Annotated in this window: 24 protein-coding genes; 6 read left to right on the top strand and 18 right to left on the bottom strand. The window is 67.7% G+C overall.

The window, feature by feature from the left end; translation table 11 throughout:
* Positions 1-927 precede the first annotated feature (927 nt).
* From F622_RS0101745 to F622_RS0101725, 5 genes are all read right to left on the bottom strand, one after another.
* Complete coding sequence (locus F622_RS0101745; protein ID WP_019571196.1) at positions 928-2,115, bottom strand: FAD-dependent monooxygenase; 1,188 nt, start codon at positions 2,113-2,115, stop codon at positions 928-930.
* Entirely contained in the window at positions 2,112-3,374 is a 1,263-nt protein-coding gene (locus tag F622_RS0101740) for an FAD-dependent monooxygenase (protein WP_019571195.1), read from the bottom strand. The genes F622_RS0101745 and F622_RS0101740 overlap by 4 nt, the downstream gene beginning before the upstream one ends.
* A gap of 473 nt (positions 3,375-3,847) precedes the next feature.
* Positions 3,848-5,176, bottom strand: a complete 1,329-nt coding sequence (pepP, locus tag F622_RS0101735; RefSeq protein ID WP_019571194.1) for a Xaa-Pro aminopeptidase — start codon at positions 5,174-5,176, stop codon at positions 3,848-3,850.
* 32 nt (positions 5,177-5,208) lie between these two features.
* Positions 5,209-5,814, bottom strand: a complete 606-nt coding sequence (locus F622_RS0101730; RefSeq protein WP_019571193.1) for a UPF0149 family protein — start codon at positions 5,812-5,814, stop codon at positions 5,209-5,211.
* Positions 5,814-6,101, bottom strand: a complete 288-nt coding sequence (locus F622_RS0101725; protein WP_018938740.1) for a hypothetical protein — start codon at positions 6,099-6,101, stop codon at positions 5,814-5,816. The genes F622_RS0101730 and F622_RS0101725 overlap by 1 nt, the downstream gene beginning before the upstream one ends.
* 217 nt (positions 6,102-6,318) lie before the next feature.
* On the opposite strand from F622_RS0101725, the gene F622_RS0101720 reads away from it, so the two are divergent.
* Both F622_RS0101720 and F622_RS0101715 read left to right on the top strand, forming a co-directional pair.
* A complete protein-coding gene (locus tag F622_RS0101720) occupies positions 6,319-6,546 on the top strand; it encodes a hypothetical protein (RefSeq protein WP_018143884.1) in 228 nt (75 codons plus the stop codon).
* Positions 6,543-6,845, top strand: a complete 303-nt coding sequence (locus F622_RS0101715) for a cell division protein ZapA (RefSeq protein WP_018143885.1) — start codon at positions 6,543-6,545, stop codon at positions 6,843-6,845. Before F622_RS0101720 ends, F622_RS0101715 begins: the two co-directional genes overlap by 4 nt.
* A 333-nt stretch (positions 6,846-7,178) precedes the next feature.
* Here the strand turns inward: F622_RS0101715 and F622_RS14180 are convergent, their stop codons facing one another.
* The 8 genes from F622_RS14180 to F622_RS0101680 form a co-directional block, all read right to left on the bottom strand.
* Positions 7,179-7,364 (bottom strand): hypothetical protein, encoded by a 186-nt coding sequence (locus tag F622_RS14180; RefSeq protein WP_081620959.1) that lies wholly within the window; start codon positions 7,362-7,364, stop codon positions 7,179-7,181.
* A 421-nt stretch (positions 7,365-7,785) separates the two neighbouring features.
* Positions 7,786-8,394, bottom strand: coding sequence for a Holliday junction branch migration protein RuvA (gene ruvA / locus F622_RS0101710; RefSeq protein ID WP_018168502.1), 609 nt, complete (start codon positions 8,392-8,394; stop codon positions 7,786-7,788).
* Positions 8,391-8,906 (bottom strand): crossover junction endodeoxyribonuclease RuvC, encoded by a 516-nt coding sequence (gene ruvC / locus F622_RS0101705; protein WP_026181986.1) that lies wholly within the window; start codon positions 8,904-8,906, stop codon positions 8,391-8,393. Before ruvC ends, ruvA begins: the two co-directional genes overlap by 4 nt.
* Positions 8,907-8,927: 21 nt before the next feature.
* Positions 8,928-9,668 (bottom strand): YebC/PmpR family DNA-binding transcriptional regulator, encoded by a 741-nt coding sequence (locus F622_RS0101700; RefSeq protein WP_018168501.1) that lies wholly within the window; start codon positions 9,666-9,668, stop codon positions 8,928-8,930.
* Positions 9,669-9,958: 290 nt separating this feature from the next.
* Complete coding sequence (locus F622_RS0101695) at positions 9,959-10,588, bottom strand: triacylglycerol lipase (RefSeq protein ID WP_018143889.1); 630 nt, start codon at positions 10,586-10,588, stop codon at positions 9,959-9,961.
* A 21-nt stretch (positions 10,589-10,609) separates the two neighbouring features.
* Positions 10,610-12,394 carry an aspartate--tRNA ligase gene (gene aspS, locus F622_RS0101690; RefSeq protein WP_019571191.1) on the bottom strand — a complete coding sequence of 595 codons (1,785 nt, stop codon included), beginning with the start codon at positions 12,392-12,394 and terminating at the stop codon, positions 10,610-10,612.
* A gap of 101 nt (positions 12,395-12,495) precedes the next feature.
* Positions 12,496-13,146 (bottom strand): DUF502 domain-containing protein, encoded by a 651-nt coding sequence (locus tag F622_RS0101685; RefSeq protein ID WP_018168499.1) that lies wholly within the window; start codon positions 13,144-13,146, stop codon positions 12,496-12,498.
* 3 nt (positions 13,147-13,149) lie between these two features.
* Positions 13,150-13,467 carry an FmdB family zinc ribbon protein gene (locus F622_RS0101680; protein WP_018143892.1) on the bottom strand — a complete coding sequence of 106 codons (318 nt, stop codon included), beginning with the start codon at positions 13,465-13,467 and terminating at the stop codon, positions 13,150-13,152.
* Positions 13,468-13,862: 395 nt separating this feature from the next.
* Between F622_RS0101680 and F622_RS0101675 the strand changes: the two genes are divergently transcribed.
* From F622_RS0101675 to F622_RS0101665, 3 genes are read left to right on the top strand one after another with little or no spacing between them, the layout of a single operon-like run.
* Entirely contained in the window at positions 13,863-14,240 is a 378-nt protein-coding gene (locus tag F622_RS0101675) for a DsrE family protein (protein ID WP_018143893.1), read from the top strand.
* A gap of 10 nt (positions 14,241-14,250) precedes the next feature.
* On the top strand, positions 14,251-15,105 hold the full coding sequence (locus tag F622_RS0101670) for an SDR family NAD(P)-dependent oxidoreductase (RefSeq protein ID WP_018649777.1): 855 nt from the start codon (positions 14,251-14,253) through the stop codon (positions 15,103-15,105).
* Between the two features lie 19 nt (positions 15,106-15,124).
* Positions 15,125-16,501 carry a nucleoside recognition domain-containing protein gene (locus tag F622_RS0101665; protein WP_019571190.1) on the top strand — a complete coding sequence of 459 codons (1,377 nt, stop codon included), beginning with the start codon at positions 15,125-15,127 and terminating at the stop codon, positions 16,499-16,501.
* Positions 16,502-16,532: 31 nt separating this feature from the next.
* On the opposite strand, the gene F622_RS0101660 is transcribed toward F622_RS0101665, so the two are convergent.
* From F622_RS0101660 to F622_RS0101640, 5 genes are all read right to left on the bottom strand, one after another.
* A complete protein-coding gene (locus F622_RS0101660; RefSeq protein WP_019571189.1) occupies positions 16,533-20,324 on the bottom strand; it encodes a PAS domain-containing protein in 3,792 nt (1,263 codons plus the stop codon).
* Positions 20,325-20,352: 28 nt separating this feature from the next.
* Positions 20,353-20,559, bottom strand: a complete 207-nt coding sequence (locus F622_RS0101655) for a hypothetical protein (RefSeq protein WP_018143899.1) — start codon at positions 20,557-20,559, stop codon at positions 20,353-20,355.
* Between the two features lie 42 nt (positions 20,560-20,601).
* Positions 20,602-20,820 (bottom strand): hypothetical protein, encoded by a 219-nt coding sequence (locus tag F622_RS0101650; RefSeq protein WP_018143900.1) that lies wholly within the window; start codon positions 20,818-20,820, stop codon positions 20,602-20,604.
* Between the two features lie 267 nt (positions 20,821-21,087).
* Complete coding sequence (locus F622_RS0101645) at positions 21,088-24,393, bottom strand: efflux RND transporter permease subunit (protein WP_019568007.1); 3,306 nt, start codon at positions 24,391-24,393, stop codon at positions 21,088-21,090.
* On the bottom strand, positions 24,390-25,415 hold the full coding sequence (locus F622_RS0101640; protein WP_019563469.1) for an efflux RND transporter periplasmic adaptor subunit: 1,026 nt from the start codon (positions 25,413-25,415) through the stop codon (positions 24,390-24,392). Before F622_RS0101640 ends, F622_RS0101645 begins: the two co-directional genes overlap by 4 nt.
* Before the next feature lie 286 nt (positions 25,416-25,701).
* Between F622_RS0101640 and F622_RS0101635 the strand changes: the two genes are divergently transcribed.
* Positions 25,702-26,043, top strand: a complete 342-nt coding sequence (locus F622_RS0101635) for a phenylpyruvate tautomerase MIF-related protein (protein ID WP_018649775.1) — start codon at positions 25,702-25,704, stop codon at positions 26,041-26,043.
* The last annotated feature ends 2 nt before the right edge of the window (positions 26,044-26,045 follow it).

The following is a 26,045-nucleotide window of genomic DNA, read 5'->3' as shown; positions in this document are numbered from 1 at the left end:
GGCAAACGTGACGCAGGATGGGTTTCGGAAGATCAAACACTTGCGAGAACAGGCTACAGAAAGGTGCGAGATATCCGGCAACTCGCTGAATAGGGGGGATCATTAGGATCGCCTAACCTTTCTGGGAGCGAGCGAACGGGTGGCTTGATCAGGTTTTTCTTATTTTTTCGGGATTTGCTTCGCGAGGGGGTTTTGCAACGCTCGCAAGGCAGGTCAATGCGATGCAACGCCCGTTGTTTTTTTGCAACGAGGTCGTTTTCGGGTGACGGCGAGGAGGGTGTGTTGTGGAAATGCGACATATCCTTGGACTGTTGAAGTGTGGCCGGGAGTCGACACGTTTGCGCTGATCAGGCTTTGGCAGGGGCTTCGCGGCCGAGGCCGCTCCTACAGGGGCATGGTGGGCGGTTGAAGCGCGGGGGTTCATCCGGAGATCCCGGCTCTTCGCTTCGCTGCGGCCGGGATGACGGTGTGCAGGACTCGTCTCGGGCTCTCTTCGAACAAGACCTCGGCCACCCGCCGCCGTCATCCCGGAAACCGCGCAGCGGTTATCCGGGATCTCGCACGTTCGGGGAGCCCCAATCCCTTGAGGTCCCGGCCCTGCGCTGCGCTCCGGCCGATGACGGGTGGGGTGGACGTGTGGGCGGTATGCCGGGAGTTCGACGAACGGTCGGGGTGACCGGGCGAGGCGGATGGGCGGCGTCGCGGGGACATGGCAGCGTGCCAGGGATCGATGAGGAGGGGTTCCCGAGGCCATGATCCGGTTCGCTGCGCTCAGCGCATCCTACGGGATACCACGGCCCGCCATGCACAGGGTCCAGCGAGCGCTGCCGCACCCGATCCCGGCTCGGACTGCGGTTTAAAGCACTCGTAGGATGTGATGAGCGAAGCGAATCGCATCACCCCGGGCCGCGAACAGCCGGGGTCGCCTTAATCGAGCCCGAAGGCGCGGAGCGCGAGGCGGCGCTTGAGGGGGGTGGCCTGGTCGACCAGGCGAATGCCGAGACCGCGCAGTTCCGGGAGGCCGGCGGCGTGGGTGCCGAAGATCAGGCGGAAGCCGTCCATGGCGCGCTGCATGAAGGCGTTCTCGCTACGGCGGTCGCGGGTGTAGGCGCGCAGGACGGTCTCCGCGCCCGGGTCGCGGCGGGCGGGGCCGTGCAGGCGCTCGACCAGGGCGCGGGCGTCGGCCAGGCCGAGGTTCAGGCCCTGCCCCGCCAGCGGGTGGATGGTGTGCGCGGCATCCCCCGCCAGGGCGACACGACCTGCGTGGTAGTCGCGGGCGTGGCGGGCCACCAACGGGAAGCTGGCGCGCTTCGATGTGGCGGTGATCGCCCCGAGACGGTGGTCGATCACGGCCTCCAGCGCCCGGCAGAAGCCGGCATCGTCCAGCGCCAGCGTGTCGTCGGCCTGGTGTTCGGGCTGGGACCAGACGATGGAGCTGCGACCGTCCGCGAGCGGCAGGAAGGCGACGATCTGGTCGTCGACGAAGCGCTGCCAGGCGGTGTCCTCGTGCGGGCGCTCGGTGGTCACGGTCGCGACCACACCACGGGCGTGATAGTCCTGCTCGCGCACCGGGATGCCCATGCGGGTGCGAAGGGGCGATTGCGCGCCATCGGCCGCGACCACCAGACGGGCGGAGGCCAGCGGCGCATGTTGCGGGCCGTAGAGATCCACCCGATCCGGCCGAATATCGAGGCTCTTCCATTCCGTTTCCGGCCACAAGGCCACGCCGGCGGCCTCCAGCTCGGTCCACAGCACGGCCTCCAGGGCGGCGTGCTCCACGGTCCAGCCCAGTGCCGGCACGCCCAGCTCGTCGGCGTCGAAGCGGATATGCCCGGGTCCACGGGCATCCCACACGGCCATGCCGGAGAAGGCATGGGCGCGGCGCGCCTCGAGGGCGTCCTGCACCCCCAGACGGGCCAGGAACTCCATGGAGGCGATGTTGAGCGTGGCGACGCGCGTCACCGGGGTCGCGTCGCTGAAGGTGGGCGCGGCAGCGCGCTCCAGCAGCCCGACGCGCAGGCCCTGGCGGGCCGCGCCCAGCGCGATGGCACCACCAACCGCGCCGGCGCCCACCACCAGCAAGTCCAGCACGTCGCGGGAACCGGACGCGCTCATGCCCCGCCCCCTGCGTCCGGCCGGGCGAGATGGCGCGCAGTATGGCGCGGCAGCGGGCCAAGGCCCATCGCCGCCTGTGCCAGGCGATCGCGCGCCGGACGCAGGCGGTCGACGGCCATCATCCCGCTGCCCAGCGCGTGCCCGCGCAGGCCCGCCGCGTGCAGCATGCCGCGGGCAAGGAAGTCGGTCGCCGCCACCACACCGTTCACGTCACCGCGCCGGGCCCGGGCATAGACGGCAAGGGTTGCGGGTGCGCCGGGGTCGGCGACAAAACCGGGTGCCCCGCCCTGCCCGCGCCCCTCGCGCAGCGCCCCCAGCAGGGTCGCCACATCGCGCAGGGCAAGATTCAACCCCTGCCCCGCCACCGGGTGCACCGCGTGCGCGGCATTGCCCAGCAGCAGCGCGCGGTCCGCGACCGGCTCCGGGGCATGCAGCCGCTCCAGCGGGAAGCGCACCACGCGGCCCGCCGGGCGCAGCCGCCCCAGGGTCCAGCCGAAGCGGGCCTGCAGCTCGCGCAGGCGTTCGGCCTCGTCCAGTTCCAGGCGGCGCTCGCAGGTCTCCGGCGGGGCTACCCAGACCACGTTCATCCGCCCATCCGCCTGCGGCAGCAGCGCCAGCGGGCCCTCGTCGGTGAAGCGCTCGAAGGCCTGGCCATTGTGCGGCCGCGCGGGCAGGACATCGAAGACCAGGGCATCCGCCGCATAGCGCAGGCGGTTCACCGGCAGGCCCAGGGCCTTGCGGGCGGGCGACTGGATGCCGTCGGCGGCCAGGATCAGGCGCGCCGCCCAAGTGCTCTCGCCTTCGGCGCCGTGGATGCGCAGTGCGCGCTGGCCGTCCGTCACCTCGCCCACGCCCGCCAGCGTCGAGTGGTGGCGCACGTCCACGCCGGCGTCGCGGCAGGCCGCATCCAGCATCGGCTCCAGCGCGACGGCCGGCACCACCTGGCCGAGGGCGTGGCGGCCGTGATCGGCCGCGTTCAGGTGGACGCGCCCCAGGCCACCGCGGCGGCTGACGACAATGGAACGGATCGCGGTCGCCCGTTCGGCCAGCGGCGCCCAATAGCCCAGATCATCGAGGAACTGCACGGAGCCGGCCGCCAGGGCATAGCCGCGGGTGTCGTGCGCGTGGGCGTCCGGCGCCGGCGGTGCGCCGCGCTCGAACAGCGTGACCGCGTAGCCCGCCCGCGCCAGGGTGCAGGCGGCGAGGCCACCTACCGGCCCGCCACCGACGATGGCGATATCGGATCGTTGTTCGGTCATGTCAGCCAAATACCCCGTCGTTGCGAGGGCCCGCAGGGGCCGTGGCAACCTCTGGATGCCTGCACATTGGCGGGATCGGGTGGCAACGGAAGGCGATCGCCACGGCGCTGCGCGCTTCGCGATGACGGGAATGGTGGGTTCCCGTCCATTTGTAACCATGGCCATGCCGGCCGAAAAACACGCAGGCTCCTGATGGACCGTTGGCAAAATACCGCTGCGTAGGATGCGGATGAGCGCAGCGAATCGCATCACGGGGCGCGTGGCTCCGTGGTGAGCGGTGCGTTTCGCAGAGCTCAACGCACCCTACGGTTCCTGACGGGCGGAGCGGGATTGTCGCTCCCCCATTCGCCTGCAAGCAGGCTCCTACGGAGGTTCGTGCATCCTTCCCCCTGTAGGAGCCTGCTTGCAGGCGAAGAGCGCCGGACCGAATCCCCGGCCTTTGATTGCGACGGGCGACGTGGCGGGCGGGCACGTCAGTTCCAGCCCGGGAGGTCGCCGGCCATGCAGGCCTCGATGTCGGCGACGGTCTTGGGACAGTCCACGGTCAGGACCTCGTGGCCGTCGCGGGTGACGGCCACGTCGTCCTCGATGCGCACGCCGATGCCGCGCAGCTCCTTCGGGGCCTCGCTGTAGGGCCCGAAGTAGAGCCCGGGCTCGACGGTCAACACCATGCCCGGTTCCAGCTGGCGCCAGGCGTCGCCGACGCGATAGTCGCCGACGTCGTGCACGTCCAGCCCCAGCCAGTGGCCGGTGCGGTGCATGTAGAACGGACGGTAGGCCTGGTCGCGGATCAGCTTGTCCAGGCGGCCCTTGAGCACGCCCAGCTCCTTGAGCCCGCGGGTCAACTCGCGTACGGCGGCTACATGCGGGGTGTCCCAGTCGTTGCCGGGGCGGACCTGCTCGATCGCGGCGAGCTGGGCGGCCAGCACGCACTCGTAGACCTCGCGCTGGCGCTCGCCGAAGCGCCCGGAGACCGGGAAGGTACGGGTGATATCCGAGGCGTAGCCCTGCACCTCGCAGCCGGCGTCGATCAGGAGCAGGTCGCCGTCATTCAGCTCGGCGCGGTTCTCGATGTAATGCAGGATGCAGCCGTTCTCGCCACCGCCGACGATGGAGGGGTACGCGGTCTCGGTCCCGTAGCGGTGGAATTCGTGCAGCAGTTCCGCCTCCACCGCGAACTCGGTCAGGCCCGGCCGGCAGGCCTGCATCGCGCGCACATGCGCCTGGGTGGAGATGGCCGCGGCGTGGTGCATCAGCTTCAGCTCCGGTGCCTTCTTGAACAGCCGCTGCTCGTGCAGGTGGTGCTCCACCGCAACGAACTCGTGCGGCGCGCGCACGCCGTTGCGGGCCTTGGCCCGGACCTGGTTGACCCAGCCGAACAGGCGCTGGTCCAGGGGCTCGTCGCGTCCGAACGGCGCGGCCAGCACCGCGCGGTTCTCCATCAGCCCCGGCAGGATCTCGTCGATATCCTCGATCGGGAAGGCGCACTCGGCCCCGTACGTCTCCATCGCACCGTCCGGCCCCGCGCGTCGCCCTTGCCAGGTTTCCTGGGTGGGGTCGCGGTCGCGGCAGAACAGGATGTACTCGCCCGCCGGGCGCCCCGGCACCAGCACCGCCACCGCATCCGCCTCGGGGAAGCCGGTCAGGTAGAGGAAGTCGCTGTCCTGACGGAAGGGATATTCGACGTCCCGGTTGCGGGTACGCTCGTGGGCGGCCGGGACGACGATGATCGAGTCCGGCCCGATCGCCCGCATCAACCGCTGGCGGCGCCGGGCAAACTCGCCCTGCGGGATCTCCGGCATCCGGCCCGGCCGGGGGGCTTGTCGCGTTCGCGTCATTGCATCGGGATCCGTTTCGGGTCGTCCGGGGCCAGCTCGTCGGCGATCAGCAGCACGCCCACGCGCACGTATTCGTTGAGTTCCTCGAAGGCCGCCGCGTTGTCCTCGTCATCGTCCGGTTCCAGCTCGATGCGAGCAATCTCGGCGAAGTCACGCAGGATCTCGCTGGCCTCGGCCGAGGGCTTGAGCTTGGCCAGCCGCGGCGTCTGCCCCAGCCCGGCGATGAAGCCGTCCACCCACTCCGACAGGGCCTGAGCCTGCGCCTCGATGGCGTCGTCCTCCGGCAACAGCGGACCGAAACCCAGCTCCACGTCGTAGAGCTGCGCCAGCATCGCGCGGCGGATCGCCTCCACGGTCTTGTCGAAGCGCTCTCCTGCGCCTTCGGTCAGTGGCAGTGCCTCGCCCAGGCTGGCTTCCAGGGCATCCACGTCGGAACCCGGATCGGCTACCAGGCATCCGGTGAACAGCCCGTGGGCCGAGGCCGGCGTCTGCGCATAGCCCATGCTGCGCAGCCCGTGTTCGAGCTGCTCGCGCAGGGCCTCGGGGTCGCGCTCCAGACCGTCCAGGGACTTGGCGTTTCCGGTGCCCGGTGAATGCGTCATCAGAAGGACTCCAGCCGCGCTTCGTAGGGGAACAGCAGGAAGCGGTAGAGATCGTCCCCCACCTGCAGATGGGTGAACTGCGGCTCGCCCAGCTTGATCGCGCTGGAGCCGGTGGAGGACAGCATGTTGAGACCGAAGCGCTTGTCCTCGATCAAGGCGTTCAACAGCTGCTCCAGATCCGGACGCGGCACAGTGCCCGTATTGTCGACAATCCGGCACGGCTTTCCGTTATGGGCCGTACCCTCGATCACGGTAGCGTCGGGGCCGGGTTCGGGTGGCTGGGTCATGGGCGACAACACTTGATGGCTAGGGGATTGCACGTATTGTGGCCAGCGCGGGTGCCAGGCCGCAACAAACCCCGGAATGCCTGGTGCACGAACGCGTACATTGACCGGCGTCTCCCTGTGAGTCACGCAAGTTGACGCTTCGCTCGAACGCCTCCTAGACTCCAGAGATTAATCGACTCGCGGCGACAGCCGCACCTGCCACCCGGGGCCCGAGGCCATGCAGCCGAACGACGATTCAGCGATCGACCCGACCGAACGCCTGGAGGCCGCGATCGCACGCCTTCTGGAAGAGCATGCGGCCCTGCGCGAGGAGAACCACCTGCTGCAGGAGCAGATCCGTCAGCTCAAGGGCGAACGCGCGGCCTTCAAGGAACGCAACGAACAGGCCCGCCACCGGGTCGAGAACATGATCGCGCGCCTGCGCTCGATGGAGCACAGCGAATGAGCCAGTCCGAACCTGTCCGCGTCTCCATCATGGGCAAGGAGTACCAGATCGCCTGCCCACCGGAGGAACGCGCCGACCTGTTTGCCTCGGCGTCGCTGATCGACGAGCGCATGCGCGAGTTGCGCGATGGCGGGCGCATCGTGGGCGCCGAGCGCATCGCGGTGATGGTGGCGCTCAATCTGGCGCACGAGATGCTGGAGTGCCGGCAGCAGAAGGCCGGCGCGGACACCTCCGGAAGCTCGGAACGCCTGGTCGCCCTCGCCGACCGCATCGAGAAAAGCCTCGGCTCGTCGCGCTAACGCGCCTGGCGGCGTCCCGCCGTCTTTTCCCTCCTGCATTCCGCAATACCCGGGTGCGGCCAACCACCCTGATGGCTAGCCCCAGTTCAACATCCGATGTTTACGGTGCCTTCGGTCCGCCGCCTGCCTGGCTGTGGCTGGCCTTGGTTCGTCCTCCGGTGTTTACGGTGGCCTCGGTCTGCTTACTGCCAGGCGCTGACTCGCCAGCGCGCCCCGAGGTCCTTTCTTGCTTGTCCAAGAAAGGACCCAAAGAAGGACACCCGGATTCCGCCCGGGAACCTTGCTCCAGGGCCCTCGGGCCGGCGGCGCTGAACTCGCTACGCTGCGCTCCGCTCAGACATCCAGCGCCTTCTCCCGGCCCGAGGACCCTTCCGCAAGGGGCTCCATACGGGAGGCGAAGGTCAAAACCAACCCTATCCCCACGCCTCCGCCTAACCATAGGCATCGCCGCCCGAAAGCCCCCGGCGCCCGCCGCGCGGGCGCGGCACGCCATGGCCGAAGGCCGAGCGTGCCGAAGATGTCGGAATAGCCTGCCTTCGACTAATGGCGCAGGCCTTCGGATCACAATTGTCTTGACCTACCTCCCCGTTGTCGTCGCGCCGAGTGGAGAGGCTTTTCGCGGGAGAAAAGGCGCTGGATGTCTGAGCGAAGCGCAGCGTAGCGAGTTCAGCGCCGCCCGCGAAAAGCCTCGGAGCGAGGGAAACCCCGGCCCGCTCCGCGGGCCGGGGTCGCGGCAGTCGGGCGTGTTTCTTGGGTACTTCTTTGCACGAGCAAAGAAGTACCTCGCGGTGCGCTCGCGAGAGAGCGCTTGGCAGTAAGCGGACCGAGGCCACCGTAAACACCGAAGGACGAACCAAGGCCAGCCTCCACTGAGCGAAACATGCCCCAGGGCGGACGACACCTCAAACGGCAGCCAGGGAGCCGCGCGGCTTGGTGTACGTTAGCGCTTGACGGTGGCGCGGAGGGCCAGGCGTACCAGGGTCTCCACCGAGTCCGCCTGGTCGCGTACGGCGGCGACCATCTTCTCGGCGCTGGCGCGTTGATAGCCGAGCGACTCCAGCGCGGCCAGGGCCTCGGCTTCCATCGCGGCGGCGGGCGTCGGTTCGCTGCCGCCCGCTCCCCCGGCGGGCGCGCCGACAAAGCCCATCTCGGCAAGGCGTTCGCCCAGTTCCAGCACGATGCGCTCGGCGGTACGCTTGCCGATACCCGGCACCTTGGCCAGGCCGGTGACATCGCCGCCGCTGATCAGGCCCGCCAGCTCGTCGCCGGCGTAGGTAGAAAGCATGGCGAGCGCCAGCTTCGCGCCGATTCCGTTCACACGGATCAGACGCCGGAACAGGTCGCGATCGCGCTTGTTCAGGAAACCGAACAGCTGGTGGGCATCCTCGCGCACGACCAGATGGGTGGCCAGCACGACGGTCTCGCCCGGCTCCGGCAGGGCCGCCAGCGTGGACAAAGGGACGTCAACCTCGTAGCCAACCCCGCCGGCGTCGATCACGACGCCGTTAACCTCGCGGCTGATCAGCCGGCCTTCCAGCCGGGCGATCATGGGCGACCCCCGATCGAGCCGGAGGTGGCGGCCGCCAGACGCGCCTCGTGCTGCTGGGTGTGAGCGTGGCAAAGCGCGACGGCCAGGGCGTCGGCGGCATCGCTGCTGGCCGGTTCGGCCAGGCGTAACAATTGCTGCATCATGTGCTGGACCTGTTCCTTGTCCGCCCCGCCGATACCGACCACGGCCAGCTTGATCGCACGCGGGGCGTATTCGTGTACCGCAAGGCCGGCCTGGGTGGCGGCGCAGATGGCCGCGCCCCGGGCATGTCCCAGCTTGATCGCGGACTGGGCATTGCGCGCGACGAACACCGATTCGATGGCCAGCACGTCGGGCTTCAGTTCATCGATCACCTCGACCACGCCGGCAAAGATCTCGCCCAGGCGCTCGGGGAAGCCCTTGGCCTTGGGCCGGATCACACCGTGCCCGCAGGAGCGGCCGCGGCTGCGATCATACTCGACGACCGCGAAGCCGGTGATCCGGGAACCGGGGTCGATCCCGAGGATACGCACGCCGGTCACGCGGCGGCCGGATCAGTCACCGCTGACCTCGTCGGGGAAGTCGGCATTGGTGAAGACATTCTGCACGTCATCCAGGTCGTCGAGCATGTCCAGCAGCTTGAGGATCGACTCGGCGGTCTCCGCGTCCAGTGGCGCGAGCGTCTCCGGGCGCCAGGTGACCTCGGCATCCTCCGGCTGGAGTTCGCGTTCCGCCAGCGCGGCGCGGACGTCCTGATAGGTATCGGGTTCGGTGATGACCTCGATGGAACCGTCATCCTCGACCTGGACGTCTTCGGCTCCGCCCTCCAGCGCGGCCTCCATCACCACCTCTTCGTCCAGCCCGGGGGCGAAGCGGATCACGCCCTTGTTCTGGAACAGATAGGCCACCGAGCCGTCGGTACCCAGGTTGCCGCCCATCTTGGAGAAGGCGTGGCGCACCTCGGCGACCGTGCGGTTGCGATTGTCGGTCATGCAGTCGACCAGGATGGCCGCGCCGCCCGGACCGTAGCCCTCGTAGCGGATCTCCTCGACGTTGTCGCCGTCGCTCTCGCCCGCGCCGCGCTTGGCGGCACGCTCGATGGTGTCGCGGGTCATGTTGGCGCCCAGCGCCTTGTCGATCGCCAGGCGCAGGCGCGGGTTGGTCTCCGGGTCCGAGCCGCCCTGGCGCGCAGCGACGGTGATCTCGCGGATCAGCTTGGTGAAGAGTTTGCCGCGCTTGGCGTCCTGGGCATTCTTGCGATGCTGGATGTTCGCCCACTTGCTGTGGCCTGCCATTCGGTCACGACTCCTTCGATTGGGTTCGGTTGCAGCGGCCCCGGGATTCCACCGAGCCGCAGGACCCGCACAGTCTAATCGCTGGCGCGGCGGTAATCACGGATGCCTACGCAGTACTCACCCACACCGCCTCTTCCCTCCCCCGTCATTGCGAGGAGCAGAGCGACGAAGCAACCTCCGTCCGGAATCACCGCCGTCGGATAGAGAACGCATTGCCAGCCTTCAAAGATTGCTTCGTCGCTGCGCTCCTCGCAATGACGGGGGCGGCGGTGGGGTCGGGCCGGCTGGGGTTATGGGAGGAACTCGCCCGTTTCCAGGAAATGGAGGGTCTCCTGGACCAGGAGACGGTTGACCAGCATGCCGAAGTGGGAGACCGGCATGGTGAGGTGGCGCGAGACCTCCGGGCCGCGAGTCTCGTCCACCGCGACCGTGCCATCGTGCGGATCCGGTAGCGGCGCGACCCAGGGCCCCGGCCCGAACGGCTTACTGCCGGCGATCATGCCGACGTCGCGACCGCGCAGGACGGGACTGCCGCCGAGCAGGCCACGGTCCAGGGCGGCGCCCAGCCACCAGCGGCCAAGTCGGTTCTGCGCGAGGCGCGCGGCCACACGACTGCCCTGCAGCGGCGAACCCAGCATCACGATACGCCCAGGGCGCTGCACGGGCGCGACCTCGAACAGGTGGCGCACGATCACGCCGCCCAGGCTATGGGCAACCAGGTGCACGAGGTCGCCGGGGACATCCTCGAGAAACGCAGCCAGGGCTCGCGCGGCCTGCTCCGGCGTTTGCCGGCGCGAGGCATAGCGGAACCCGTGAACCTCGTGGCCGGCCGCGCGCAAACGGCGGCCCAGCAGGGCCATCTCCAGGCCCGGCATGTGCCAGCCATGGACCATGACCACACTGCTGCGCATGCCGGTCATGGCGTTCGGCCGGACAAGCGGTTACTCGGCCTGTTGCGTGGCGCTGGGACGCAGACGGATACCCAGCTCGCGCAGCTGCTTCTCGCCGACCGGGGCCGGGGCGTCGGTCAGCAGGCAGGCGGCGGTCTGGGTCTTGGGGAAGGCCATCACGTCGCGGATCGAGTGGGCACCGCTCATCAGCATCACCAGGCGGTCGAGGCCAAAGGCCAGGCCGCCGTGCGGCGGGGCACCGAAGTTCAGGGCATCCAGCAGGAAGCCGAACTTCTCGCGCGCCTCTTCCTCACCGATGCCCAGGGCCTCGAACGCGGCCTGCTGCATCTCGGGGTTGTGGATACGGATGGAGCCGCCGCCGACCTCGGTGCCGTTGAGCACCATGTCGTAGGCGCGGGACAGCGCCTCGCGCGGGTTGGCGCGCAGCGCCTCCGGACTGTCCACCGCCGGGGCAGTGAACGGGTGATGCAGGGCGTACAGGCGCTTGTCCTGATCGTCGTACTCGAACATCGGGAAGTCGACCACCCACAGCGGCTGCCAGCCTGCCTCGACCAGCTCCAGGTCGTGGCCGATCTTCACGCGCAGGGCGCCGATCGCCTCGTTGACCACCGAGGCCTTGTCCGCGCCGAAGAAGATCAGGTCGCCGGCGGCGGCCGCGGTCTTCTCCAGGATCTGCCGGGTCACGTCCTCCGGCAGGAACTTGAGGATCGGCGACTGCAAGCCGCCCGCGAGATCGGCCGGGTCGTTGACCTTGATGTAGGCCAGGCCCTTCGCGCCGTAGCGACCGACGTACTCGGTGTAGACGTCGATCTCCTTGCGCGTGAGCTTGGCACCACCCGGCACGAGCAGCGCGGCCACGCGACCCTCGGGGTCGTTCGCCGGGCCGTTGAAGACCTTGAACTCCACCGCCTGCATCACCTCGGTCAGCTCGGTGAACTCCAGCGGGATGCGCAGATCCGGCTTGTCCGAACCGAAGCGGGCCATCGCCTCGGCATAGGCCATCCGCGGGAACGGATCCGGCAGCTCCACGCCCTGGACCTCGCGGAACAGGTGGCGAATCAGGCCCTCGGTCACCTCCATCACGTCCGCCTCGTCGACGAACGCCATCTCCATGTCCAGCTGGGTGAACTCCGGCTGGCGATCGGCGCGCAGGTCCTCGTCACGGAAGCAGCGGGTGATCTGGTAGTAACGATCCATGCCGGACATCATCAACAGCTGCTTGAACAGCTGCGGCGACTGCGGCAGGGCAAAGAAGCTGCCCGGATGCGTGCGGCTGGGCACCAGGTAGTCACGCGCACCTTCCGGTGTGGCCTTGGTCAGCATCGGGGTCTCGAGGTCGAGGAACTCGCGCTCCTCGAGGAAGCGGCGCATGGCCGCGGAGACCTGCGCGCGCAGGCGCAGACGCTGCTGCATCAACGGGCGGCGCAGATCCATGTAGCGGTAGCGCAGGCGGGTGTCTTCGCCGACGTCTTCGTCGTCCAGCGGGAACGGCGGGGTCTTAGCGGCGTTCAGCACCTCCAGCTCAAGCCCGAGGATCTCCACGGCGCCGGTGGGCAGGTCGGGATTCTCGGTGCCCTCGGGGCGCCGGCGCACGCGGCCGGTCATGCGGATCACGTACTCGGTACGCAGCTGCTCGGCGCGCGCGAAGACCTCCTCGCGGTCGGGATCGAACACCACCTGGACCAGGCCCGCATGGTCGCGCAGGTCCACGAAGATCACCCCCCCGTGGTCCCGTCGGCGGTTCACCCAGCCGCAAAGGGTCACCTCCGAGTCGAGTTCGTTCTCGGTGACACGTCCACAAAGATGAGTTCGCATTGCGCTGTTCCAGCCGAAGGGCATGCCCGCCAGGGGCCTGCACGGTGAGTCGGGAAAACGGGACGAACATGGCGTTCGCACCCGCGAAAAGGCCGGAAATCTTACGATTTGCCCTGCCCCTGCGCAACCGGCGCCGGCGCTTCTTCAGGGCTTCTCATCGGTGTCACGACCCCCATGGACATCACGAACTTGAGACCATCCTCCACCGTCATGTCCAGTTCGATGGCTTCCTCGCGCGGGACCATGATCACGAAGCCGGAGGTGGGATTGGGCGTGGTCGGCACGAAAACGGTGATGACGTCACGCTCGGTGCGGTCCTGCACCTCGCCGACGGCGACACCGGTCATGAACCCCACCGACCACAGGCCGCGGCGCGGATACTCGATCAACATCACCTTGCGAAACGCCTGCCCGCCGTCGGACAGCACGGTCTCGGTGACCTGTTTGACGGCGCCGTAGATCGAACTGACCAGCGGGATGCGGCGGACGATCGATTCGCCCACCGACACCAGCTTGCGCCCAACGATATTGGCCACCACCACCCCGGTCACGAACACCACCACCACCGCCAGTACGATGCCGGCACCCGGGATGGAGAAGCCGAGAATCGCCTCCGGCCGCCAGGGCGGCGGCAGAAGGAGGATGGTGAAATCCAGCAGGTCGACCAGCAGCTTGATAATGAAGCCGGTGACGATCAGCGGCAGCCAGACCAGCAGCCCTGCAATCAGATAGCGGCGCAGGGAGACCAGCATTGATCAGGTTCCGGTCGCGGCGGTACCGGTCTTGGCGCTACCGGAAGATGCGGACTTTCCGGAGGCGTCCGACTTCGTTGAGCTACTGCCGCTGGAACTGGTGGCCGAGCTGCTGCCCTCTTTCAGGTTGCGCTTGCCGTCCTTCTTGAAGTCGGTCTCGTACCAGCCGCCGCCGGCCAGACGGAAGCCGGCCGCGGACACCTGCTTGGTCAGGGCCTCGGCACCACACTCCGGGCAAATGGTGGCCGGCGGATCGGAGATCTTCTGCAGGATCTCGGAGACCTCGCCGCAATCCTTGCACTGGTATTCGTAAATGGGCATGACTGGAATCCTCGGAATGCATCCGCGAAAACACGGGTTGAAGCGTATTATGCGGCCGTTTTCGGGGAATGAAAGGCCTACGCTTCCGACGAACCGTTTTGCTGATCCCGAACGGTATTTCCCAGGCACACGCAAGCAGCCGGCTCGCCTTGCACGCCATCAATGGCATCCCGGCCGACGGTCTGCGCAGAACCGGGATCTCCAGCGCCGTGGCAGTCCCGACCGGAGCGATCCCGGATCACCGCTACGCGGCGTCCGGGAGGACGACAGCGGGGGGCGTCTCTTGATGTCTCCCGTGATGTCTCCCGGCCAATCCGCGCTGGGGTTTGCGCCCAACAGCCGCAGCGCGGATCATTCACCCCCAACTCGACGATACGACCGCGCAAGGACCTGTCATGGCCGAAAAGATCGTGATCATGCTGCTGAACCTGGACCTGGACCGCCCTGGCACGCTGGGGGCGCCCTTCTTCCAGGCCACCGTCGCCGCCGCGATGGATCTCGAGGTGGAGATCTACTTCGCCGCCGGCACCACACGCCTGCTGCGTCAGGGCGTGGCGGAGACCATCTACCCCGGCGAGGCCAGGGAGAAATCCGTCTACAGCTTCATGCAGGACGCCCACGAGGCCGGCTGTGCCTTCTACGCCTGCGCCGGAGCGATGAGCGAGAACGGCCTGACGCTGGACAACGCCGTGCCGGAACTGGACGGGATGCGCGGCGGCGGCGCCTTCATCGGCGAGGTCGTCGAGGACGGCGTCGCCACCCTGACCTACTGAGCGCGCCGCCGTGAGTGACACTGCTTCCCGTGCGGTCCTGATTACCGGCTGCTCCAGCGGCATCGGGGCCTGTACCGCGCGCGTGCTGCGTGATCGCGGCTACCGCGTGTTCGCCACCGCCCGGCGCGGCGAGGATGTCGCCCGGCTGAAGAAGGACGGCTTCGAGGCCTTGCAGCTGGACCTGGACGACTCCGCCAGCATCCACAGCGCGGTCACCGAGATCCTGCACCGGACCGACGGCCATCTGTATGCCCTGTTCAACAACGGTGCCTACGGCCAGCCCGGCGCCGTGGAGGATCTGAACCGCGCCACGCTGCGCGCGCAGCTGGAGACCAACGTCCTCGGTTGGCTGGAACTGACCAACGCCGTCCTGCCCGCCATGCGCCGCGCCGGCGAGGGCCGCATCATCCAGAACAGCTCGGTCCTGGGCCTGGTCGCCCTGCGCCTGCGCGGGGCCTACGTGACCTCCAAGTTCGCGATCGAGGGCATGAGCGACACTCTGCGCCAGGAACTGCACGGCACCAGCATCCATGTCGCCCTGATCGAGCCGGGGCCGATCCGCAGCGCGTTCCGCGCCAACGCGCTGAAGGCCTTTCGCTACCACGTCCAGCGCGAACACGGCCCCTGGCAGGAGACCTACCGCGCCGCCGAGGCCCGCATGGCGAACGCCGAGGCCGATGCACCGTTCACGCTGGGGCCCGAGGCCGTCGCGCGCTGTGTCGTGCACGCCCTGGAGGCCCGCCGCCCGCGGGTGCGCTATCACGTGACCTTCCCCACGCGGCTGTTCGCCTTCCTCAAGTGGCTGCTACCGGCCCGCGCGATGGATGCCGTGCTGCGCGGTGTATCACGCGGGGAGAACCGCTGACCGTGGCACACTGCACCGCATGAACCTGATCTTTCTCGCGCTGATCGTGATCGCCGTGGCGACGGCCGCGATCCGCGAGATCCGCTCCACCGATCCCGACGAACAACCGATGCAGGCCCTGTCCGAGGGCGCGATCGAGGCCGCCGGTTCCGCGGTGGAGCTGGCGCTGGGGCTGGTCGGGGTGATGGCCCTGTTCCTGGGCCTGATGAAGATCGCCGAGGCCGGTGGCCTGCTCACCGTACTGGCGCGGCTGCTGCGCCCACTGATGGTGCGCCTGTTCCCGTCGGTGCCGCCCGAACACCCGGCGATGGGCGCGATGATCCTGAACTTCTCCGCGAACATCCTGGGCCTGGGCAACGCCGCCACGCCGTTCGGCATCCGCGCGATGCAGGAGCTGGAGAAGCTGAACCCGCACCCGGGCACCGCGACCAACGCGATGGCGCTGTTCCTGGCGATCAACACCTCCAGCATCACGCTGCTGCCCACCGGCGTGATCGCCCTGCGCGCCTCGCTGGGTTCCGAGGCCCCGGCCGCGATCCTGCCGACCACGCTGTTCGCGACCCTGTTCGCGACCATCGCCGGCATCGCCAGCGCGCTGATCCTGCAGCGCTACTTCCTGCCACCCCCGGCGACTCGCAGCATTGATCCGGACCAGACGTCCGCGGATGGCGCGAGCGAGCTGGACGACACCATGCGCGAGGCCGGCCGGGAGGCGACCGCCGAGCCGACCCAGGACGCCGACCCGACAGCGGACACGGCCAACCAGCAACCGATGAACATCGAGGTCCCCACCGAGGGCTATCCCGCGTGGGTCTCGCTGACCGTGCTGGCCGGAGTGCTCGCAATCATCCCGCTGACCATCCTCTACGGTCAGGCCATCGCCCCGTGGATCATCCCCGGGCTGGTCGTGGGTTTCCTGTCCTACGGCGTCATTCGCGGCGTACCGGTCTACGAGGTGTTCGTGGAGGGGGCGAAGGAGGGTTTCAATGTCGCGCTGCGCATCATCCCCTACCTGGTCGCGATCCTGGTCGCGGTGGGCATGCTGCGCGAGAGCGGGGCACTGGGGATGTTTGTCGGGCTGGTCGGGCCGTTGACCACGCCGTTCGGCCTGCCGGCCGAGGCGCTGCCGATGGCGCTGCTGCGCCCGCTGTCCGGCTCCGGCGCCTACGGCATCATGGCCGGCATCATGCAGGACCCGACCACCGGGCCGGACACGCATGTCGGCATCCTGGTCTCGACCCTGCAGGGCTCGACCGAGACCACATTCTACGTGCTCGCCGTGTACTTCGGCGCGATCGGCATCAAGCGCGTGCGCCATACCCTGGCCGCCGCGCTGACGGCGGATGCCGTCGCGGTGATCGCGGCGGTGGCAATCGTCGGCTTCCTCTTCCTGTAGGACGACGTGCGCGACGCACTCCCTCGCGGGGTCAACCGTCCGGGCGACTCGCGCGGCAGTGATCCAGCGCCCGCAGGAGGTCACTCGCACCGATCGGCTTGGTCAACAGGTCGTTGAAACCGGCCTGTTCGGCCCGCTGGCGCGTGGCATCCGTGGCATCGGCGGTCACCGCAATTACCGGGATCGCGGCCAGCTCCGGCTCGGCCCGCAACGCGCGCAGCACCTGAAACCCATCCATCACCGGCAGGTTCAGGTCCAGCAGGATCAGCTCGGGCGGATCCCGCAGGGCCATGTCGAGTCCCTCGGCGGCGGATTCCGCCATGCGGCAGTCGGCCGCGCCCTGCTGTTTGAGCATCTCGCGCATCAGACGCTGGTTGGCATCGTGGTCCTCAATGCAAAGCACGCGGCAGTCGCCCGGCGCGCCGGAGCCGCCGGGCAGTGCCGCATCGTCCCCGGTGCCGGACGGCATCCGGTCACGGGCCCGGGGCAGACGGAACCAGAAGGTACTGCCCTCTCCCGGCACGCTGTCGACCCCGATCTCGCCCCCCATCAGGTCGACCAGGTTGCGGGTAACCGCAAGCCCGACACCGCTGCCCTCGATCCCTTGCTCCTCCGCCGCCAGCCGTTCGAACGGCTGGAACAACCGCCGGCACTGCTCCTCGGTCAGGCCCGGCCCGCTGTCACGCACAGCGATCCGCACATCAGCGTCCCCCACCTCGCCACTCACACGCACGCTTTCGCCGGGCCGGTTGTACTTGATCGCATTGGAGAGCAGGTTCAGGAGCACCTGCTTTAGCCGCCGCGGATCGGCCTGCAACATCGCGGTCGGCAGGGCGTCCGGCTCAAGCTCCACGCGACACTCGCGTGCCATGGGCTCCAGCAGGGACAGACACTCCTCCAGGACGGGCCCCGGCGCCACCGGTTCCGGCTCGACCCGCATGCGACCGGCCTCGATTCGGGCCAGGTCCAGGATCTCGTTGATCAGGTCCAGCAGGTGCCGGCCCGCGCGCGTGATCTCCTCCAGGTGGCCACGCTGGTGTCCATCCAGCGCCGGATCGCTCTCCAGCAACTGGGCAAAGCCGAGAACGGCATTCATCGGTGTGCGCAGTTCGTGGCTCATGTTGGAAAGGAAGTCGGATTTGGCGCGGTTGGCCGCCTCGGCCGTCTCGCGGGCCCGATGGAGCTCCGAGCGACGGCGCAATTCGTCGGTAAAATCACTGAAGATGTTGAAGCCGTATTGCGGCTCCCCGCGGGCATCGCGCACCACGCCGATCGTGCTGGCCGTAATAAACACGGCCCCGTTGGCACAGCGCTGGGGCAGCTTGCCCGTCCAGGCCCCGCCCTCGGCCAGCACCTGGTCGATCTCTTGCTCCTCCTTTTTGTTCTCCGCCGGGATGATCCCCAGCTCGTGGAAATCCCGGCCCAGCAACTCCTCCGAACGGTAGCCCAGCATCTCCAGAGCAGCCAGATTGACGTAGACGAAGCGGCCTTCGCGATCCACCACTTCGATCCCCTGTTCGGAGGCTTCGAAGATGCGCTGGAACAACGCCAGGTGTTCCTGCGCCTGGTGCAGCTCGGTGATGTCCTGCAAGCTTCCGCCGACGTGCGTCAATCGGCCGTCGCTATCGAAGCGCCCGCTCGCGATCATGTGGACAAAGCGGATGCGTCCACCGGGCAGCTCCACCCGGTGGTTGATCTCGTGGTGCCGACTCTCGCCAACGCCAGCCAGGAAGCTCTCGACCTGATGGCGGTCCTCCGGGTGAACCAGGTTCAGGTAGTCGTCACGTTCGATTGGCGCGTCTTCGGCATCCAGCTCGAAGATCTCGCGGAGCACCCGGGACCAGGTGATCCGCCCATCAAGCGCATCCATCTCCCAGTTGCCGATACGCGCGAGCCGTTGCGACTCCAGCAGGCGGGTGGACAGGTCGGACAGCGCCAGCTCGGAATTCTTGCGCTTGGTGATGTCCTGCATCACGCCCAGCATGTACAGGATCTCGCCATCCTGGCCGCGCACCACGTCGCCACGTTCCAGCAGCCAGTGTTCCGACCCGTCCGGCCAGATCACCCGGTGTTCCAGCTCGAGGTAGGAACCGCGGCGCAGACTGCTGGCGATGGCGGTGCGTACCCGGGCGCGATCATCGGGATGCACGGCGTCCAAGAAATTGGAGACCGTCGGCTCCAGCCCGCCCTCGGGATAGCCCAGAAGCGGCGGGATGCGCTCCGACCAGCCCAGCGCCTCGCGGTTCGGCGCCCACTCCCAGGTCCCCATGTTGGCGAAGATCTGGCTGGAGCGCAGGCGATGCTCCTGATGCTTCACATGGGTGATTTCGGTGCGGATGGATACGTACTGATACGGCCGGCCGTTGCTTCCAAGATACGGGACTATCGTGGTCTCTACCCAGTACAGCGAGCCGTCGCGCGCGCGATTGCACATCTCGCCCTGCCAGACGCGGCCGGACGCAACGGTAGACCACAGTTCGGCGTAGAACTCCGGTGGATGCTGCCCGGACTTGAGAATGCGGTGGTTACGCCCCATCAGCTCGGACACGGCGTAACCACTGACCCGCGAGAACCGCTCGTTGGCGTAGATGATGTTGCCGGCGACATCGGCAATACTGACCAGGGCGTGTTCGTTGAGCGCGACGTGCTCGCGCTCGCGCTCGTACAGCGCATCGCGATAGGACTGACTGACCCCGTCGATCTGGCGCAACTGGCGCGCCCGAGCGGTGATCGCCGCCGCAACACGGGCCGGTTCCACCGGCTTCAGGAACACACCAGCGACCCCCGGGTGCAGGGTCATCAGGTGGTTCACCCGGCCCGGATCCTCGGTCAACAGAAGCAGCGGGATCGCGCCACCATTGTCCCGGGTGCGCAGCAACGCGACAAACGACTCCACCGGTTCGGCTAGCCCCTGCAGATCCAGGACGACCACATCCGCGCCGGCCTCGCGCAGATGACGTCGGACGACCTCCGGATCGGAGGCGGTGGCTACACCCAGACCGGCGCCAGTCAGGTACGACTCGAGGCCGCCGTCGGCCGCATCATTCTTGACCAGCAGCACGCGGTAGTCCGAATCGACGATCAGGCCGCCGATCTGCATCAACTGCTCGATCAGGGTGTCCGTGGCCAGCGGATGATCGAGACAACGCGCCACGCCTTGGCGCACGCATTCGAGCCGCGCCCCGGAACTCCAGCTGCGCGCAACAGCCAGCACCGGCAGGCCGCTACCCAACGCGGCCCCCAAGCCGGGCAACCCGCCACCGTCCGTGGCCACGGTATCGGCGCACAGCACCACGGCGGATAAAGGGGCGTCCTCAGGGGCACTATCGGTCCCAGTGCCACCCATTTCACCCCGCGTCACGCGAAAGCCCTGCTCGTCGAGCATGCGAGCGATCTCGTCGCCGGCCTCGCCACCGTCGTCGATCAGGCACACCCGCGTTTCGGCCGGGCGCCCGCCCAAGGGCTGCATGCGGGCCTGCGCGACCGGACGCGCACGCTGTCGGTAGGCCTCAACACTCATCGCGAGGCGCCGAACCCCGGCATGGATCAGGTCGCGATCCGGCCCGGCCGGGGCACGACGAACGCCGGCCAGGGCGGCACACAGCGATTCAGCCACCGCGCGAATCAAACCGATATCGAAAATCTGGGCGGCCTGCGCCAGGGTCTGGGCCTCGCGGTACAGCGTGGTCAGCCGGTCGCCATCCTGGGCCGAACCGTCGAGGGCCCGGGACAGCCGCTCCAGTTCCGCAACCCGCTGGGCCAGGGACTCGAGAAACTCGCCCCGCAAACGCGCCAGCCCCGGCGATGCCGGGGCCGGGTTCACGGCCGTTGGCTGTAACGAATGCAACGGGTCAGTTCGGCGGGCCGCCCGGGTTGATGTCCTTGTCTTTCACGATGAAGTAGACCCCGATGGCGGCCAGCCCCATCCACATGAGCAGCGCGAACACCCCGAGGACCTCCCAGAGCGTTACGAAGAAAAACAGCATGATGGCGGCAGCACCAAGGAAGATATTGCCGATCACGAAATTGGACGGCCGGCGGGAATCATTGTCGGGCATGGACGGCTCCGGTGCAGGCGCCTGGAGCGACGCCAGTGAACGCTACTGTTTCTTGTAGGGGGTAAAGTCGAATTCCCCGGCGGTCATGTCGTCCCACAGATCGCTCTGCAGTACGGCCAGCAGCTTGAACAGCTTGCGCAGTTCGGGGTCCTCCATGAAGCGCTGGTCCTCGCTGGCTTTCAGCACCTCGACCAGGGTGGCGCACTGCTCACGGCTGATCCCGAGGACATTCAGGCCGTTCTCTCCCATCTCGACATCCATCGAGCGACTCCCATTCGGTTAGATGGCGCCGATTGTAGCCGGTCGCGCACCGATGGCGAAAACGCCGGACTCCAGCCACGTCATTGCGAGGCCCCGAAGGGGCCGTGGCACAAAAGCGCGAAGCGCGTTGAACGGCCGCAGGCCGGCCCGAAGGGCGAGCGCAGCGAGTAATCTCCCAACGAAACCCCCGACGTCCGACCGGGCTGACGTCGGGGCCGCCCACGGAGATCGCCACGTCGCTGCGCTCCTCGCGATGACCGGTTTGGCTTAGGCCGTCTGGGCGCGGATCAGGTCGACCCGGGTGCGCACGTACAGGTAGTACAGCACCGGGATGATCACCAGCGTCAGCAGCGTGGAGACGAACACGCCGAAGATCAGCGAGATCGCCAGGCCGGAGAAGATCGGGTCGTCCAGGATGAACCCGGCCCCGACCATCGCCGCCAGGCCGGTCAGCACGATTGGCTTGGCGCGCACCGCGCCGGCGTGCACCACCGCCTCGATCACATCCACGCCGCGGCGAATCTCCTCGTTGATGAAGTCCACCAGCAGGATGGAGTTGCGCACGATGATCCCGGCCAGCGCGATCATCCCGATCATCGAGGTTGCGGTGAACTTGGCGTCCATGAAGAAGGCATCCATGAAGGCATGCCCCGGCATCACCCCGATTACGGTCAGCGGGATCGGCGCCATGATGATCAGCGGCACCATGTACGAGCGGAACTGCGCCACCACCAGCAGGTAGATCAGGAGCAGCCCCACCGAGTAGGCGATCCCCATGTCGCGGAAGGTCTCGTAGGTCACCTGCCACTCGCCATCCCACTTCAGCGAGAAGTTGTAGGGATTGTCCGGCTGACTGATAAACAGCTGCTCCAGCGGCTCGTCGTAGGCCATGGGCTGGTCGCGCAGGCCGAAGAACATGTCGAACATGCCGTACAGCGGGCTATCCAGCCCACCGGCCAGGTCGCCCATCACGTAGACCACCGGCAGCAGGTTCTTGTGGTGGATCGAGTGCTCGAGACTCGAGTCGACCACGTTGACGACCTCGGACAGCGGCACCAGCGTGCCGTCGCGCGAGCGCACCTTGAGCCCGAGCACCGGGTCCAGGCTGCCCTTCTCGGCCTGCTCGAACTCCAGGCGCACGGGCACCGCGTACTTTACGTTGGAGCCGTAGAGGTAGGTCACGTCCTCACCCGACAGGGCGGTCTCGATCGCCTGCACCACCGCCTGTTGCGACACACCCAGGCGCGCGGCGCGTTCGCGGTCGACCTGCAGGATCTTCTTCTGCCCGGGATACTCGACCGAGTCGTCGATATCGGTAAGGCCATCGGTGTTCTCGAAACGCTCGCGCACCTGCCGGGCGATCTCGATCTGGCCGTCGTAGTCCGGTCCGTAGATCTCGGCGACGATCGGCGACATCACCGGCGGCCCCGGCGGGACCTCGACCACCTTGACCGCCGCGCCATGCCGATCGGCGATCGCGTTGATCGCCTCGCGCACGCCGAGGGCCACCGCGTGGCTCTTGCGATCGCGCTCGTAGGAATCGACCAGGTTCACCTGAATGTCGCCGACGTGCGAGCCCTCGCGCAGGTAGTACTGACGCACCAGGCCGTTGAAGTTGATCGGCGCCGCGGTGCCCGCGTAGGTCTGCACGTTGTGCACCTCGGGGACCGTCTTCAGGTAGTCCCCCATCTCCGCCAGCACGCGGGAGGTGCGCTCCAGGCTGGTGCCTTCCGGCATGTCCAGCACCACCTGGAACTCCGACTTGTCGTCGAACGGCAGCATCTTCATGACCACCAGCTGGAAGTACGCCAGCGACACCGAGGCCAGAATCAGCACCAGGGTGCCCACCCACAGCGCCAGGCGGTTGACCTTCTTGCGTCCGCCAGCACCAAGGAAGGGCAGCAGCAGGGTGTTGAAGAGCTTCATCAGCCCGGCCGAGGCGCTCTCGCCCTCCGCGCCATGACCACCACTGGCCGGCGCGGCATGCTCGTGCTTCTCGGCCTGGCGACGCAGGACCTTGTAGGTCAGCCAGGGCGTGACTACGTAGGCCACCGCCAGCGAGATGATCATCCCCATCGAGGCGTTGATCGGGATCGGGCTCATGTACGGGCCCATCAGGCCGGTCACGAAGGCCATCGGCAACAGTGCCGCAATCACCGCAAAGGTCGCGAGGATCGTCGGTCCGCCCACCTCGTCCACCGCGAGCGGAATCGCCTCGATGAACTTTTTGCCGCCCTTGGCCATGTGCCGGTGGATGTTCTCGACCACGACGATGGCGTCATCCACCAGTATCCCGATGGAGAAGATCAGCGCGAACAGCGACACCCGGTTAAGTGTGAAGCCGTAGGCCCAGGAGGCAAACAGCGTGATCGCCAGGGTGATCACCACCGCCACGCCAACGATAAACGCCTCGCGCCAGCCCAGCGCGATCCACACCAGGATGACCACCGAGGCGGTTGCCAGGATCAGCTTCTGGATCAGCGTGTTGGCCTTGTCGTCCGCGGTCTGGCCGTAATTGCGGGTAATGGTCGTCTCGATGCCGTCCGGGATGTAGGTCCCGCGCAACTGCTCCAGCCGCTCGACCAGGGCATCGGCGATATCCGGGGCATTGGTCCCCGGCTGCTTCGCGATCGCCACCGTGACCGCCGGATGGCTATCACCCAGGCGCGCGCGATCCCCCGCGGCGGCGCCATGGGCAAAGCGCACATGCTCGGTGGCATAGGCCGGACCCTGTACCACCTCGGCAACATCCGACAGGTAGACCGGGCGATCCTCGTGCATCCCGACCACCAGGCTGGCGAACGCCTCGGGCTCGGTGATGAAGTCGCCGGCCTGGATCAGGATTTCCTCGTCGTCCTGGTACAGCCGGCCAGCATCGCGCGAGAAGTTCGAGGCCTGAAGGCTGTCGCGCAGGTCGTCCACCGACAGGTTGTGGGCCGCCAGGGTCTCCGGCTTGAAGCGCACATGCACCACGTGATCGGGTCCACCGACGGTGTAGATGTCGCGGGTGCCCGGCACCCGCTTGAGCTCGGCCTCGATGCCGTGCGCCACGCGCAGCAGGTCATGCCCGCCGCGCTCGGGGTCCTCGGTCCACAGGGTCACGTTGACGATCGGCACGTCGTCGATCCCCATCGGCTTGATGATCGGCTCGCCGACCCCCAGCCCCTGGGGCAGCCAGTCCTGGTTGGAGAACACCTGGTTGTACAGGCGCACCAGGGCCGCGGTGCGATCCTCGCCGACCTCGAACTGGATGGTGATCTGCGCCATGTTCGGGCGCGAGGTCGAATAGATGTCGTCGATGCCCTCGATCTCCGAGAGCACCTGTTCGGCCGGCGTGGCCACCAGCTGGGCCACCTCCTGCGCGCTCGCCCCCGGGAACGGGATGAACACATCGGCCATGGTCACGTTGATCTGCGGCTCTTCCTCGCGCGGCGTGACCAGGATCGCGAACAACCCCAGCAGCAGACCGATCAGGGCCAGCAGCGGGGTGATCTGGGTAGTCAGGAAGGCCTTGGCAATGCGCCCGGAGATCCCCATGCGCTCGGACGCCCCCTCCGTGCCGGCATCGCTCATCGGTTCACCTGCTGATGTTCCTTCAGATAGATCTGCGCATGCACCGGATCCAGCGCCACGCGTTCATCGTCGTCCAGACCGCCGAGGATCTCGATCATGCCGTCATGCTGGCGCCCGACCCGCACCTGGCGGAACGCGACCCGATCGTCCTCATCGACGACGTACACGGCAATAACCTCGCTGCGATAGACCACGGCCTCCACCGGCACCAGCAGGCGTTCAACGTCCTCCACCACGAAGGCGGTCTTCACGAACATGCCGGGGAACAGGCCCAGGTCCTGCTGCTCCGGCAGGTTCACGCGAATCCGGAAGGTGGAGCTGGCCGGGTCGGCATAGGGGAAGATAGTCAGGCTCTCGGCCGCCACCCGGTCCCCGTTCAGCAGGACCTCGGCACTGCGCCGCTCGCGCACGTTGTGGATCAGGCGCTGCGGCACATCCACGGCAACGCGCAACTGATCCAGGCTGATCCCGGACAGCAGCGGTGAACCCGGGCTGACCGATTCGCCGACCTCGACATGACGCTCGGTGACGATCCCGGAGTACGGCGCATACACCTCGGTGTAGCCGAGCTGCTCGCGGGCCTCCTCGACCCGGCCTTCGGCCGAGCGCAGGCGGGCACGCGCCGAACCCAGCGCGGCCTCGGCGCGGTCGAACTCGGAGCGCGAGACCACCCCCCGCTCGAACACATCCTCAATCCGGTCGAACTCCGAACGCGCCTCGTTGAAGCGGGCGCGGGCGTCGGCCAGATCGCCCTCTGCCTGGCTCACACGAGCCTGCTGCTCGGTATCGCTGACCCGAACCAGGAGCTCGTCGACCTCGACGAAGTCATCCACGTCCGCGTAGATCTCGCGGATGCGCCCGGACGTCTGGGCGGAGATCGTGGACCGCTGCACCGCCTCGACGCGGCCATCCAGGATGCGTTCCTGGGCAATCGTCTGGCGTTCCGCGGTGGCCGTGTCGAACGGCAGCTCCGCCTGGGCCGCAAACGGCAACAGCAGCAGGGCCCACAGGGTGTGGCGCATCCGGATTCGTGTCATGGGGTCTTTCCTTGCTTGGTGAGGTCGCCGGGGATGGGCCGTCTCGCACTCGTCCCGGCTCCATATATTAGCTTTTTCTAATTTATTATTTCCTGATGCTGAACGCAATCCGGGCGCATCCTCCCGCGACCGGTCCGCTCCCTCGCAGCGAGTATAGCCACCCTGACAAGGGTTTCACCCACCCCGGCGACTCGCCGGGACGCTGCAGCGCACCCGCGCTCCCCGTATCATGGCGACCGATCCGGGAACCACACAAGATCTGGAAGACGCCATGCCGCTGCTGCGAGTCGAGACCAATACCGCCCTGCCGGACGATGCCACCGGCCTCAGCCAGCGCCTGTCCGCGCAGGTCGCCGACTGGCTAGGCAAGCCCGAGGGCTACGTGATGGTGGCCTGCACGCATAATCCGGCCATGTGCTTTGGCGGCAGTACCGATGCGCTCGCCTACTGCGAGCTCAAGAGCATCGGCCTGCCCGAGGGCCTGACCCGCGAGCTGTCGCGCAAGCTGTGCGACGCCCTGCAGGCAGAGCTGGGTATCGAACCCGCCCGCGTGTACATCGAATTCGCCGACGCCCCGCGCCACTTCTGGGGCACCAACGGCACCACGTTCTGAAC

The organism is Thioalkalivibrio sp. ALMg3 (genome assembly GCF_000381225.1).
Taxonomy (GTDB): domain Bacteria; phylum Pseudomonadota; class Gammaproteobacteria; order Ectothiorhodospirales; family Ectothiorhodospiraceae; genus Thioalkalivibrio; species Thioalkalivibrio versutus.
Note: the sequence above shows the minus strand (reverse complement) of the source record. Positions and strands in the feature narration are given on the sequence as shown.